This window comes from Streptomyces sp. NPDC006435, from assembly GCF_040612315.1.
GTDB lineage: Bacteria > Actinomycetota > Actinomycetes > Streptomycetales > Streptomycetaceae > Streptomyces.
This window is the reverse complement of sequence record NZ_JBEXPY010000005.1, coordinates 1-13,526: the sequence shown is the minus strand read 5'-3', so window position 1 is coordinate 13,526 and position 13,526 is coordinate 1. Positions and strand designations below refer to the sequence as shown.

Genomic DNA, 13,526 nt, shown 5'->3' with positions numbered 1-13,526 from the left:
CGCGCGACCGACGCACACCGGACCGCTCGATGAGCTGAACCGGATCAAGGAAATGGCGCGGGAGGGAACCGACCCCCGGGCGACCGAACGGCAGCACGCCAAGGGAAAACTCACCGCGCGGGAGCGGATCGACCATCTCCTCGACAAGGGGAGCTTCACCGAGGTGGAGCCCCTGCGCCGGCACCGGGCCACCGGCTTCGGCCTGGAGGCGAAGCGCCCGCACACCGACGGGGTGGTGACCGGCTGGGGCACGGTCGAGGGCCGGACGGTCTTCGTCTTCGCGCACGACTTCCGGATCTTCGGCGGGGCGCTCGGCGAGGCGCACGCGGAGAAGATCCACAAGATCATGGACATGGCCGTCGCGGCGGGCGCCCCGCTGGTCTCCCTGAACGACGGCGCCGGGGCCCGGATCCAGGAGGGCGTGTCCGCACTCGCGGGCTACGGAGGCATATTCCGCCGCAACACCCGGGCCTCCGGAGTCATCCCGCAGATCAGCGTGATGCTCGGGCCGTGCGCCGGAGGTGCCGCGTACTCCCCGGCGCTCACCGACTTCGTGTTCGCGGTGCGCGGCATCTCCCAGATGTTCATCACCGGGCCCGACGTGGTGCAGGCGGTCACCGGTGAGGAGATCTCGCAGAACGGCCTGGGCGGCGCGGACGTCCACGGCACGACCTCGGGCGTGGCCCACTTCGTCCACGACGACGAGGAGACCTGCCTCGGCGAGGTGCGCTACCTGCTTTCCCTGCTGCCCGCCAACAACAGGGAACTGCCTCCCGCGGTGCCGGGCGTCGATCCCGCCGACCGCCCCTGCGAGGCGCTGACCCGCATCGTCCCGGCGGACCCCGGCCGGAGCTACGACGTCCGGGCGGTGATCGAGGAACTGGTGGACGACGGCGAGCACATGGAGGTGCACGCCGCCTGGGCCCCCAACCTGGTGTGCGCCCTGGCCCGGCTGGACGGCCAGACGGTCGGCATCGTCGCCAACCAGCCCGCGGCGACCGCCGGGGTGCTGGACATCACCGCCTCCGAGAAGGGCGCCCGCTTCGTCCAGTTCTGCGACGCGTTCAACATCCCGATCGTCACCCTGGTCGACGTGCCGGGCTTCCTCCCGGGCGTCCGCCAGGAGCACGAGGGCATCATCCGGCGCGGGGCCAAGCTGCTGTACGCGTACTGCAACGCGACGGTCCCCCGGGTCTCGGTGGTGCTGCGCAAGGCGTACGGCGGCGCGTACATCGTGATGGACTCCCGCTCCATAGGCGCCGACATCGCGCTCGCCTGGCCCGGCAACGAGATAGCCGTGATGGGGGCGGAGGGCGCCGCCAACGTGGTGTTCCGACGGGAGATCGCAGCGGCGGAGGACCCCGGGGCGACGCGCCTGCAGAAGATCGAGGAATACCGGCGGGAACTGGTGCACCCCTTCTACGCGGCCGAACGCGGCCTGGTGGACGACGTGATCGACCCGCGGGAGACCCGGACGGTGCTGATCCGCTCGCTCGCCATGCTCCGCCGCAAGGAATCCGACCTGCCGCGCCGCAAGCACGGCAACCCGCCGCAGTGATGGAGGCACGGGCCATGAACGGAGCTGTGCACGATGCGGTTCTGCTCCGCGTCGAGAAGGGGGACCCGAACGAGGAGGAACTCGCCGCGCTCACCGCGGTGCTCCTGGCCCGCGCGGGCGACGCCACGGCCGGGGACGGCTGCCGTGCCCAGTGGCCGGGCCCGTCCTGGCGCAGACCGGAGCGCATGGCCGTGTTCGTGAACCCCCGAGCGTGGCGGTGAGGCGGCGATGACGGCGGACGGCCGCGCGACCGTGCCGACGGACGGACCGGAACCCATGGGACGGAGGGGCGGCAGGGGCCGATGGGCCCTGCTGTTCATCCTCTCCGGGAACATGCTGCTCGACGCGGTCGAGGTGTCCGTGGTGCTGCTGGCCCTGCCCACGGTGGGCGAGGACCTCGGCCTGTCCCTGCTCGCGGTGCAGTGCCTCATGAGCGGTTTCGCCCTGGGGTTCGCGGCCCTGCTGCTCGTGGGGAACCGCCTCGCGGCACGGTGGGGCAGACGCCGCACCTACCTCGTCGCGATGGCGGTCTTCGCCGCCGCCTCGGTGGCGGGCGGGATGGTGGACGGCGGACCACTGCTCGTCGCCACCCGTGTGGTGAAGGGCGCCTGTGCCGCGCTGACCGCGCCCGCCGGGCTCGCCATCATCTCCACCGCCTACCGGGAGGGCCCGCAGCAGCGCAGGGCGATCTCCGTCTACTCCATGTTCGGCGCCACGGGATTCACCGCCGGCCTGCTCCTCTCGGCCGCACTGCTGACGTGGAGCTGGCGCTGGACGTTCTGCTTCCCCGCACCCGTCGCCCTCGCCCTCCTGGTCTTCGCGGCCCGGAGGATCCCGGCCGATCCCGAGGCCGGGCGGGACGTCCGGACCCGGTCGTCCGCGATGCTGCGCAACGGCCCGCTCCTGCGCTCCGCCGCCGGGGCGGCCAGCCTCAACGGCACCTACGCCGGTCTGCTGCTGCTCGTCACCTTCCAGCTCCAGCAGCGCCTGGGCTGGCCGCCCTGGCAGTGCGCCCTGGCGCTGCTGCCGGCGTGTGTGCCGCTGATGGTGACGGTGCCCTTCGCGGGGCGGCTGGTCGCCCGCGCGGGGACGGGCCGGCTCATCGCGCTCGGCGCGTTCGCACCGTTCCTGGGCTGCGCCCACTACGCCTGGCGGGCCGGTGACCCCTCCTACTGGACGGCCGTCCTGCCCGCGCTGGTGCTCGTGGAGACCGGCTTCGTGCTCGCCTTCGCCGCACTCAACATGCAGGCGACGGCGACCGTCCCGCCGGCCCTGCGCGGCCGGGCCGTGCCGCTGTACCAGACGGGGGTGCAGCTCGGTGCCGCCGTCGTGCTGCCGTCGACCGCGCTGCTGCTGACCACGGGTGACGGCATCCGGCCCGCGCTGGTGCTGCTCACCGCCGTCGCCGGTGCCGGTCTGCTCGCCGCGCTGTCCGGCCCGCGCGCCGCGGCGCCGTCCGTCTGAACCCGACCCACCCGCACGCCACTTCGAAAGGCTGTTTCGTGTACAGGAGTCCCCTGCGTCTCGTCGTCCTCCTCGGCAGCGTCCGTGACGGCCGTTTCGGTCCCGCCGTCGCCGAGTGGTTCCTCGCCCTGGCGCGCACCCGGACCGACCTCGATGTCGATCTCATCGACCTCAAGGAACACCCGCTGCCGCTGGCCATGCCCGGATTCGCCGGAACACTGCACGAGGACGACGCCCGCCGGCGGGAGCGGCTGGCGGCCCGGCTCGCCGCGGCGGACGCATTCGTCGTGATCACCCCCGAGTACAACCACGGCTTCCCGGCCGCGCTGAAGAACTTCCTCGACTGGTTCCTCGACGAATGGGCGGCCAAGCCGGCCGGCTTCGTCTCCTACGGCGGAACGGGCGGCGGGCTGCGGTCCGTCGAGCAGCTGCGTCAGGTCTTCGCCGAACTGCACGCACTCACCGTGCGCGACGGAGTCAGCTTCCACAACGCCTGGGAACGGACCACCGAGGACGGGCGGCTGGACGGTTCGGAGGCCGGTGAGTCGGCGGCCAAGGTGATGCTCGACGAACTGGTGTGGTGGGGGCGGGCGTTGCGCCGGGCCCGCACCGAGTCCCCGTACCCGCGGTGAGCGCACGACGTCCCGCGGACAACGAACGGAGAGGAGCAACGAAATGAGCGATGCGGGTTCCCCGGCGATGCCGGACGTCCGGCGTCCCGATGCGGCGGCGGTCTTCGTCGGCCTGCACCACGTCCCGGGCCCGGCCACCGCGCAGACCGTGCTGGAACGGACGGAGGAGGCGTGGCGCGACGGCCCCTGGCCCGCCGGAGTCCTCTCCGCCAGCTGTTACCTGAGTACCGAGGGGGACACCGTCCTCACCTATGTGCAGTGTGCCGACCGGGACGCCCACCGGCGTTTCACCGAGGCGCTGTCCGGGCCGGCGGGCGGCGGCGCGGTGGAGTACCGCGTGCGCGCGAGCGTGGTGGCGCGGGGCACCGCCGGGCCCCCGGCCTGCGTGGTGGTCGCCACCTTCGACGTGGACGGGGCGGAGCGGCAGGACAAGGTGATCGACAACCTGCTGACCGCGCTCGACGGCCCCGCGGCGGAGCGGCCCCCCGGCATGCTGTCCGCCAACTTCCACGTCAGCGCCGACGCCACACGAGTACTCAACTACGCGGAGTGGACGTCGGACGCGGCGCACCAGGCGTTCCTGGACAGCGCCGCGCACGTGACCACCCGGCGGGTCAGCGGCGCCGTCCCCGGAGTGCGGCCCATCGGGTTCAAGCGGTACCACCTGCACTGCGGCATCGGCCGCTGAACCGCAGCCGCCGGTTCCGAAGCGTCCCTGGCGATCCCGTGCAGGAGATCTGACATTTATTTGACACTCGTGCACGGAATTGCACGGCGTCTGTTCTTCCCCGGAAACATTTCATCGGGGCGCCATTGGAAAACATGGTGCCTCCGCCCAGTATGGAATCCGCAGCATGCTGCGGGCCCCTTTTTTGATGAGGAGCTGGCCATGTCCCAGAGTTCTGGTCCCCTTCCGGTGATCGACCGGCCGGATGTCGAGGCGGTGCTTGTGGAGGTGATTGTCACCGAGGGGCGCGAGACGCAGCAGTCCGTTCTCGACGGGATTGCCGAGCACTGGCGGTCGCGTCCCTGGCCCGGCGAGCTGCTCTCGGCCAGCTGCTACCGCAGCACGGACGAGAAGTCGGTGCTCACCTACGCCCAGTGGACCTCCCGCACGGCGTTGGACACGTCGCTGGGGGAGGAGCGCAGCATCTCCCGCCCGGCGCCGGACGGGGGCGTGGCGGGCACGTCGCCCCGGGGCGCCGTGCCGTTCCAGCTCTACCGAGTGGTGCGCGGCGGGGCGCTCACCGAACCGGAACCGGTGCCCCGGTGCTTCCCGGCCGCGGTCTTCCCGATGGCCGGGGCGGAGGCCGCCCGGCAGTGGATCGACGGGCTGCTGGCCGCGGAGGAGGAGACGGAGGGCGAGGAGCGCGCCTACCCGGGTGCCATTGCCGCCAATTTTCATGTGAGCCTTGACGGGAGCAGTGTGCTGGTGCTTTCCGAATGGGCCTCGGAGAAGGAGGCCGCCGACCATATCGACGAGGTGATCGAGCCGCTGCTCGAAGCGGCGGGCGGGGGTGACGCGGGGGCTCGCTACACCCATTGCCTGACATTGTCCGGACCGGCCGTCTGAGCCGGTGGGGCGCGGTCGGCACACGGTGTCCCGCGCCCCTCGCCCGCATTCTCGCGGGCGATATCAGGAATTCATAGCGGGGAGCTCATGCATTTTGCCGTTCTTGGTCCGGTGGAGGTCCGAGGGGACCGTGGCCCCTGCGAGCCCGCGTTCCCCATGAGCCGTCAGGTGCTGTCGCTGTTGCTCGTCCACGCCAACCGGATGGTGTCGATGGACAGCCTGGTGGAGGAGCTGTGGGGGGAGAACCCGCCGAAGCTCGCCCGGAAGACCGTGCAGACGCACATCTATCACCTGCGCAAGGCGCTCCGGAACGGTGACGGGGGCGGGGCACGCGTGGAGACGGGGCCACGCGGTTACCGGATCCGGCTGGAGCCCGCGCAACTGGACCTGTGGCGCTTCCAGGAGCTGTGCGCCCAGGGACGGGACGCGCTGCGGGCGGGCCGGGCCGAAGAAGCGGCCGAGGCGTCCCGCGCGGCGCTCACCCTGTGGCGGGGGCCCGCGTTCTCGGGCACCGCGGTGGGGCCGCTGCTCTCCGCCCAGCGAGCCCGGATGGAGGATCTGCGCATGAGCGCGCTGGAGCAGCGCATAGAGGCCGAGCGGAAGCTGGGACGACACCGTGAACTCCTCAGCGAACTCAAGGGGTTGGTGCTCGATCACCCGCTGAACGAAGTGCTGACCGGGGAGTTGATGCGGGCCGCGGTGCGCTCGGGGCACCGGCAGACGGCTCTCGACGCCTATCGGCGGCTGCGCGCCGCCATGGTCGAGCAGCTCGGCCTGGAGCCCTCGGCCGAGATCCGGGAGCTGCACCAGGGGGTGCTGGAGGACGCACTGGTGCCCGAACCGCGTCCCGCGCCGCGGACGGCGGAGGCGGGCCGACTCCCCGCGGGCCTGGCGGGATCCGTGGCGCCCGCGGAACTCCCGCCGCCCACGGCCGACTTCACCGGACGGCGGGGCGAACTGGCCCGCGTCGTCGCGGCAGCCGGGCCGGGAAGCTCGGGGCCCGGGGACACCCCGGCGGTACGGGTCGTGGTGGTGATGGGCGGAGTGGGCGCCGGCAAGACGGCGACCGTCGTGCAGGCCGCTCACCGGATGCGCTCCCGCTACCCCGACGGGCAGCTGTTCGCGACGCTGCACCGTCCCGACGGCAGCGCCGTCTCGCCCCGGGAGGCGCTCACCTCGCTGCTGCTGTCGTCCGGGCACCCCGGACAGTGGCTGCCGGAGGGGGTGGAGGACCTGGCCCGGCTCTACCGCAGCTGGACCTCGCAGCGGCGCATGCTGGTGGTGCTCGACGACGCGTACTGCCCGCAGCAGGCGCGACCGCTGCTGCCCAGCAGCCCCGGCTGCGCCGTGCTGATCACCTCCCGCTGGCGCCTGGAGGGGCTGCCCGGCGCGGTCACCCGGGTTCCGCTGCCGGGGCTGCCGCGCGAGGAGGCGGTCGCCCTGCTCGGCAAGGTGGCCGGGGAGGAGCGGATCGCGCGGGAGGAGCAGGAGGCGGCGGAACTGGCCCGGCTCTACGGCGGACTGCCCCTCGCGCTGCGGGCGCTGGGGGAGCGGCTCGCGGCACGGGCGGACCTGTCGGTCGGCGGCCTGCTGCGCCGGGCTCGGCACGAGGAGGAGCGGCTGAGGCTGCTCCAGGGACCGCAGGGCGATTTCCTCGTCCGACTGGGGCAGGCCCATCTCCGGCTCCCGGAGCCGGAGCGCGAACTGCTCGCGCTGCTCTGCCGGTTGCCCGGTCCGGTGCGGGAGGCGGAGCTGGCGACCGCCATGGAGCGTTCGGGGCTGTGCGCCGCGGACCTGGGGCACCTGGTGGAGTCCCTGAGCTCCTCGCACTTTCTGGAACTGCACGAGTGCGGCGAGGGCACGGCCCATGCCGTCCCCGACCTCGTCCGCCTGGCCCTGTGCCGGTCGCTGCGGGCGGGAGGAACGGCCCCGGCCCCGCCGGCGCCCGGCCCGGGGCCCGCGAAGCTCCGGATGCCGCCCGTCCTGGCGGGCGTGAGCAGATGAGCCACCGACCCGTCCGGAGAGGACCCCGCCCCCTTCGGTGATACCGATGAAGCATTCGATATGAACCGTACGGTTCAAAAAAATGTCTGCGTCGGTTGTGAAAAGGGTGCGGGGGTCTCTAGGTTGAGGTACGGCCTCACAGTGCCGCGTCGAGCTACGAGAACGAGGAGAACGCCGGTGAAGCACATCGTCATCCAGGGCGGGACCGACGGGATGGGGCGGGCCACCGGGCTCGCCTGTCTGGAACGGGGGGACGCCGTCACCGTCGTCGGGCGTGACGAGGGGAAGGGCAAGTCCTTCCTGGCCGCCGCCGCGGAGCTGGGCGCGCGGGAGCGCGCCTCCTTCATCCGCGCCGACCTCAGCCTGATCAGCGAGAACGAGCGGGTCATCGCGGAGGTCGAGAACGCGTACCCGGCCGTGGACGCCCTCGTGCTCTGCGCGCGCCACTACCTCTCGCGCCGGAGGGAGACCGCCGAGGGGTACGAAGCCACCTTCGCGCTCTTCTACCTGAGCCGGTACCTGCTGTGCCACGGACTGCGCGGCCTCCTGGAGAAGGCCGAGCGGCCGGTCATCCTGAACGTGGCCGGACCGGGCTCCCCGGTGGGGGAGATCCACTGGGACGACCTGGAGTTCACCCGCGGCTACGACGGACTCGTCGCCCAGATGCAGGGCGGCAAGGCGAACGACCTGCTCGGCGCGGCCTTCGCGGACAGGTACGGGGCCGACCGCACCCGCTACGTCCTGATCAACCCCGGCTCCGTCTCGACCGGATTCTCCGGCGAGTACGACGCGGAGACGCAGCGGCACATCGACATGATGAAGCGGGTGGCGAAGCCCGTCGCCGCCGGAATCGTGCCGATCGTCGAGGCGCTCTACGCTCCTCCCGCCGAACCGTTGAGCGCCCTCGTCGAGGGACGCCCGATGAGCGTGCGGGACAAGTCCTTCGACATCCACGACGCGCGCAGGCTCGACGAGCGCACCCGGGAACTGCTCTCCCGCTGAACGGACCGCCGGGGCGGCCGAGCCGCCGCGGCGCCGATGCCCGGTCCTGCCCGCGGGGCCGGGCACCGCACCGGGCGCTCAGGGACCGGTGCTCCGTGAGCACTGCCGGAACCGGACGATACGGAGTCCTCGTGGTCCAGCCGCCGTTGTCCCCGGACGCCCCCGTGGCCGCCGCGGACGACCTGGTACGCGCCGTCGAACTGGATGCGGGGGGCCTCACCCTCTCCGGACTGCTGGCCGTGCCGCGCGACGTCCCGCCCCGTGCCGTGCTCGTGGCGCTGCACGGGGCGGGGATGCGCGCCGGGTACTTCCACGGCCCGGCGGACGCCTCCACCTCCCTCCTCTCGCTCGCCGCCGCCTGTGACTGCGCGGCGCTCGCGCTGGACCGTCCCGGATACGGCAGCTCGGCCGCACAGGTGCCGGAAGGACTCGGCCTGACCGCGCAGGCGGAGCACATCCGGCAGGCACTGGCCGCCCACGGCCGGCAGTACCCGACGGGCGGGGGTTATTTCCTGGTCGGCCACTCGCTGGGCGGCAAGGTCGCACTCGCCACCGCGGCCGGCTGGGAGGGCGGGGACCTGCTGGGGGTGGACGTGTCAGGCATCAGCGACCGCTGGGCCGTCCCTCCGGAGAGCCGCACCGGCGAGGGCATGCGCCGCGCGCGCGGTCTGCACTGGGGTCCGCTCTCCCTGTACCCGCCCCGCACCTTCCGGTCGGCCGAGCGGCTCGTCGCCCCGGTCCCCGCCCGTGAGGCGGCAGAGATCCCCGACTGGCCACGCGTCTACCCCGAAGTCGCGCGCCGGGTGCGGGTTCCGGCACGCTTCGCCTTCGCCGAGCACGAACGCTGGTGGCGGTGCGACGAACGGACGGTACGGGCGATGGCGGACCGGCTGGCCGCGCCCCTGGTGCGTACCGAACACGTGGCGGCCGCCGGACACAACATCAGCCTCGGCCGCGCCGCCCGCGGATACCACCTGCGCGTTCTCGCCTTCCTGGAGGAGTGCCTGGCCCGGGCCGAGGGCGCAGCGACGGCTCTACGCCTGCACGAGACGGAAGCCGACACCCCTGACCGCGATGATCCACCCGGTTGAACCGAGCTTCCTGCGCAAACTGTTGACGTGGGTGTCGATGGTGCGACTGCGGCTGATGTCGGTGTCGTGCCAGATCCGCTGAAGGATGTGGTACCTGGGGACGACCTCCCCGGGCGAGGAGGCCAGGAGGTGGAGCAGGTCGAACTCCTTGCGGGTGAGGGCGACGGTCCGGCCGTGCAGCCGGACGACGCGCGTGGCCTGATCGATGGTCAACGGACCCAGCCGGGCGCTGGGCCGGGGTGCCGGAGCAGGACGGGCCCGCCGCATCACCGCCTCCACCCTGGCCAGGAGCTCCCGGAAGCCGTACGGCTTCACCAGATAGTCGTCCGCTCCGGCCTGGAGCCCCAGGACGCAGTCGAGTTCACTGCCGTGCTCGGTGATCGCGAGAAGGGGCGTGTTGCACGTGGCGGCAATGGTCCGGCACACCTCCAGACCGTCCAGGTCCGGCAGGTCGAGATTGAGGAGCACCACCTCGGCACCGGCGTGCTCCCGCAGGGCGGCGCCCCCAGTGGTGACGGCGCGTGCCCGATGCCGGTGCATCTGCAGACGCCGGGCCAGATCGTGCCCCGCGCTCTCGTCGCCGTCCACCACGAGGAAGTTCCACGAGGCGCTCGACAGGGGGACGCAAGGGCTCGGAATGTCTGAGTAGGAGTGTTGTGCTGTCAACCGGGATACCTGCACTTGCTCTCCTGTGGCCGAGTACGCGGACACGGGCAAGGTGGGCGCCGATGCGCTGTCGCGACGGCTCTGCGCCGTATGTGCACGAGGGGCCGGGCACATGCGTTCCTCCGTCCGAGCTCTTGCGGCGCTGCCCAGGGAAGCGTTGCATGCGCAAGCCACGCAGTCGTCGTCGATATCACTAAGGTTGACCTCCTCGGTGATGCGCCGCACCACCCGGGCACGCGCCGGACGGCTGCCGCGTCCCCGCCCCACCAGGGCGGCCGGCGGGCCCGTCGGGGACGACGGAGGCCGGGGACGCGTGGAGCGTCTCCGGCCTCTCGCCGTCGAGCCGCCCTCGGCAGTCGATGCCGAGGAGGAGCGTGCGGTCCGCTCTCACTCCACGAGCGCCTGGCGGGGCTCGCTTCCGGAGACCTCTGCCGGGGCCGGGGCCGCCTTCGGGCGCCCGGGGAGCAGCGGGCTGGCGGCCAGGATCACCACGGCGACGGCGAAGACGAACCAGTAGGCGTGCTGGAAGCCGCTGATGCCGCTCCCCGTGACCCCGCCCGTACCGGCGGCGGCGAGGATCAGGGCGACACAGGCGACACCGAGCGCCCCGCCGAGCTGGTTGAGGTTGTAGAGCACGGAGCTGCCCTGCGGCACCTTCTCCGGCGGCAGCGTCCGGTACAGCGACCCCATGGTCGGTGCGCCCACGGCACCCAGGCCCAGGCCGATGGCCAACGCGGCCACCGCGGACCAGACCTCGCCGCTCCCGCTGCCGAGGCGGGTGAGGACGACCGCGCCGGCCGCAGCCAGCACCGCCCCGCCCTGGACCAGCCGGCGCGCGCCGAGCTTGTCGCTCAGCCGTCCGGCGAGGGGCATCGCGAGCGCCGAGCCCAGGCCGAGCGGCGCCACCAGCAGCCCCGCGGCGCGCGCCCCGTGATCGTGGATCACCTGGTAGTAGAGGGGCAGGGCGAAGAGGCCGGCGTACGTGCCCAGACCCACGAGGCCCTGCACGGTGACGCTGGCGGCGAAGCTGCGGCTGGTGAAGAGACGGACGTCGATCAGCGGCTCGGTGCGCCGGGCACGCAGCGCGTGGAGGACGTACACGAGGAGCAGGAGGAGGCCGGCGGCCAGCGGGACGAGCACCGCGGGCGTGCCGAACGTGGCCTTCTCGCCCGCCTGTGTGAGCGCGTACACGGTGGCCGCGAAGCCCGGGGCGAGCAGCGCGGCGCCGAGGACGTCGAGCGGTGCCCCGGACTTGTGCCCACCGGCGGGCTCGGAGGGGATGACCCGCAGGGCGAGCAGGACGGCGATGATGCCGATGGGCAGGTTGATGTAGAACATCGCGCGCCATCCCAGGCCCTGGAGCACGATGCCGCCCAGAACGGGACCGAGGACGGGCCCGAGCGAGAGCACGACCCCCATCATCCCCATGACGCGTCCGGCCCGGCCGGGCCCGGCCGCCCGGGCGAGGATGACCAGCACCAGCGGGTCGACCACGCCGGCGCCGATGCCCTGGAGGACCCGGAAACCGATCAGGCTCGCCATGTCCCAGGCGAGCGCGGAGGCGAGCGACCCCACCAGGAAGACGGCGAGCCCGAAGAGCCAGAGCCGCTTGACGCCGAACCGGCCGACGGCCCAACCGGTGATGGGGATGGTCACGGTGAGCGCGAGGAGATAGCCGGTCGAGGCCCAGCTGATGGCGCTGAGGGAGCTGTGGAACTCCTCGGCGAGTGTGTCCGCCGCGACGGTGACCATGGTGCTGTCGAGGATCCCCATGATCCCGCCCAGCAGAGTCACACCGATCAGCCGCAGCAGGGCGGGATCCAGGCGGTCATCCCTGACTTGAGACATGTCTTCCCACTCCGTTGCACGCAAGGTGAAATAATTTGAACCGCATGGTTCAACCTAGCCATGAACGACGATGCTCTGCAACCATGTAAGCCATTTCTTTGAACCCTGCGGTTCAGTAAGCGGTTCTTGGCGGTACCATGGCGGGGTGAACGGAGCCAGAACCCCAGAAGCGAGCAGGCGCACCGTGTCACGCGGGCGCATCGACAAGCGGCAGGCGATCCTCGAAGCCGCGTTTCGGACCTTCGCTCGGGACGGGTACGGGCAGTCGTGCGTGCGGGAGATCGCGGCCGAGGCCGGCGTGGCCAAGCCCACCGTGTACAACCATCTCGGCGACAAGGAAACCCTCTTCCGCGAGGCGATGCAGGCGGCCGTCGGGCGCACGACGGCCGACGCGCTGGCCGCGCTCGAATCGCTGCGCGAGCCGGACGGCGAGGTGCGCGATGCGCTGGAGAACGCCGGGTACGGGCTGCTGCGCAGCCACTGCTGCGCGGACTTCCAGGCGCTGCGCTGGCTGCTCCATGCCGAAGCCGCCCGTTTCCCCGACCTGCTGGACGACTTCCAGCGGAACGGCGCGGAGCGCCTGCACGAGGCCCTCGCGGACCGTCTGGCCCGGCTCGCGCTCGGCGGCCGACTGAGCATCGGCGACCCCGACCGGGCCGGCGAACAGTTCCTGGCCCTGCTGACCGGCCCCATGGAGCGGCGGTCCCGGCTGGCCACGCGCGAGGTCCCCGACACCGAGCTGCGCTCCGTCGCCCACGCCGCGACCGACACCTTCCTGTGCGCCTACGCCGCTTCTTAGCCCGGCGGGCGACTCGCCCGTGACCGAGCAACTCCTGGGAGACATCGGAACCATGACCACCACCTTGATAACGGGTGCCAACAAGGGGATCGGTCTGGAGACCGCCCGGCAGCTCGTCGAGGCGGGCCACACCGTCTTTCTGGGGGCCCGCGACCCCGAACGGGGCCGGATCGCGGCGGAGCGGACCGGGGCGTCGTTCCTCGCGCTCGACGTGACCGACGAGGCGTCGGTCGGGGCGGCGGCACAGGCGTTGGGCGAGCGCGCCGGGTGCCTCGACGTCCTGATCAACAACGCGGGAATCACCGGGCGGTTGAAGGAGGCTGCCGAGCTGACGGTGGAGGACGTCAAGGAGGTCTACGAGACCAATCTCTTCGGCGCGCTCCGGGTCACCCAGGCGTTTCTCCCGCTGCTGCGCAGGAGCGATTCCCCGGCCGTGGTGAACGTGAGCAGCGGCCTGGGGTCCCTCGCCATCGCCGAGGAGCCCGAGCGCTACACGTCGCTGCTGCCCGCCTACTACCCGAGCCTCGGCTACAACTCCTCGAAGGCCGCTCTCAACATGCTCACCGCGCAGTACGCGAAGGCATTCCCGGACATCGTGTTCAACGCCGTCGACCCCGGTTGGACCGCCACCGACCTGAACGGGCACACCGGTCTCCAGACCGTCGAGGAGGGCGCCGGGATCATCGTGCGCATGGCGTTGCGGGGCGGTGACGGCCCCACGGGCGGCTTCCACGGCAACTCCGGTCCGATGCCCTGGTGACGCACGTGCCCCGGGCCCTCGCACGGCGCCCGTCTCAGTCCTTGATCTCGCAGATGACCGCGCCGGAGGAGATGGAGCTGCCGACCTCGGCGGTCAGGCCCTTGACGGTGCCGGCGCGGTGGGCGTTCA

The 13,526-nt window shown here is 72.1% G+C and carries 13 protein-coding genes; 11 read left to right on the top strand and 2 right to left on the bottom strand.

All coding sequences use genetic code 11. The annotated features are described in order from the left end of the window. Positions 1 to 52: 52 nt before the first annotated feature. The 9 genes from ABZZ04_RS07725 (at position 53) to ABZZ04_RS07685 (ending at position 9,324) form a co-directional block, all read left to right on the top strand. Positions 53 to 1,558, top strand: coding sequence for an acyl-CoA carboxylase subunit beta (locus ABZZ04_RS07725; protein WP_356931516.1), 1,506 nt, complete (start codon positions 53 to 55; stop codon positions 1,556 to 1,558). Positions 1,559 to 1,572: 14 nt separating this feature from the next. Next, positions 1,573 to 1,779 carry an acyl-CoA carboxylase epsilon subunit gene (locus tag ABZZ04_RS07720; protein WP_356931296.1) on the top strand — a complete coding sequence of 69 codons (207 nt, stop codon included), beginning with the start codon at positions 1,573 to 1,575 and terminating at the stop codon, positions 1,777 to 1,779. Between the two features lie 55 nt (positions 1,780 to 1,834). Next, a complete protein-coding gene (locus ABZZ04_RS07715) occupies positions 1,835 to 3,022 on the top strand; it encodes an MFS transporter (RefSeq protein WP_356931295.1) in 1,188 nt (395 codons plus the stop codon). A gap of 38 nt (positions 3,023 to 3,060) precedes the next feature. Further along, entirely contained in the window at positions 3,061 to 3,654 is a 594-nt protein-coding gene (locus ABZZ04_RS07710) for an NAD(P)H-dependent oxidoreductase (RefSeq protein WP_356931294.1), read from the top strand. 43 nt (positions 3,655 to 3,697) lie between these two features. After that, a complete protein-coding gene (locus tag ABZZ04_RS07705; RefSeq protein WP_356931293.1) occupies positions 3,698 to 4,342 on the top strand; it encodes an antibiotic biosynthesis monooxygenase family protein in 645 nt (214 codons plus the stop codon). 201 nt (positions 4,343 to 4,543) lie between these two features. Continuing rightward, positions 4,544 to 5,227: a hypothetical protein gene (locus ABZZ04_RS07700; RefSeq protein ID WP_356931291.1), complete on the top strand. Its 684-nt coding sequence runs from the start codon at positions 4,544 to 4,546 to the stop codon at positions 5,225 to 5,227. A 156-nt stretch (positions 5,228 to 5,383) separates the two neighbouring features. Next, entirely contained in the window at positions 5,384 to 7,231 is a 1,848-nt protein-coding gene (locus ABZZ04_RS07695; RefSeq protein ID WP_356931290.1) for a BTAD domain-containing putative transcriptional regulator, read from the top strand. Between the two features lie 177 nt (positions 7,232 to 7,408). After that, positions 7,409 to 8,233 (top strand): SDR family NAD(P)-dependent oxidoreductase, encoded by an 825-nt coding sequence (locus ABZZ04_RS07690; RefSeq protein WP_356931289.1) that lies wholly within the window; start codon positions 7,409 to 7,411, stop codon positions 8,231 to 8,233. A gap of 95 nt (positions 8,234 to 8,328) precedes the next feature. Continuing rightward, positions 8,329 to 9,324, top strand: a complete 996-nt coding sequence (locus ABZZ04_RS07685; protein ID WP_356931288.1) for an alpha/beta fold hydrolase — start codon at positions 8,329 to 8,331, stop codon at positions 9,322 to 9,324. Here ABZZ04_RS07685 and ABZZ04_RS07680 read toward each other — a convergent pair. Both ABZZ04_RS07680 and ABZZ04_RS07675 read right to left on the bottom strand, forming a co-directional pair. Further along, on the bottom strand, positions 9,268 to 9,915 hold the full coding sequence (locus ABZZ04_RS07680; protein WP_356931287.1) for a response regulator transcription factor: 648 nt from the start codon (positions 9,913 to 9,915) through the stop codon (positions 9,268 to 9,270). The genes ABZZ04_RS07685 and ABZZ04_RS07680 overlap by 57 nt on opposite strands. A 462-nt stretch (positions 9,916 to 10,377) precedes the next feature. Then, a complete protein-coding gene (locus ABZZ04_RS07675; protein ID WP_356931286.1) occupies positions 10,378 to 11,838 on the bottom strand; it encodes a DHA2 family efflux MFS transporter permease subunit in 1,461 nt (486 codons plus the stop codon). A gap of 145 nt (positions 11,839 to 11,983) precedes the next feature. Between ABZZ04_RS07675 and ABZZ04_RS07670 the strand changes: the two genes are divergently transcribed. After that, on the top strand, positions 11,984 to 12,637 hold the full coding sequence (locus ABZZ04_RS07670) for a TetR/AcrR family transcriptional regulator (RefSeq protein WP_356931285.1): 654 nt from the start codon (positions 11,984 to 11,986) through the stop codon (positions 12,635 to 12,637). A gap of 52 nt (positions 12,638 to 12,689) precedes the next feature. Then, positions 12,690 to 13,397 (top strand): SDR family oxidoreductase, encoded by a 708-nt coding sequence (locus tag ABZZ04_RS07665; RefSeq protein WP_356931284.1) that lies wholly within the window; start codon positions 12,690 to 12,692, stop codon positions 13,395 to 13,397. Positions 13,398 to 13,526: the final 129 nt, after the last annotated feature.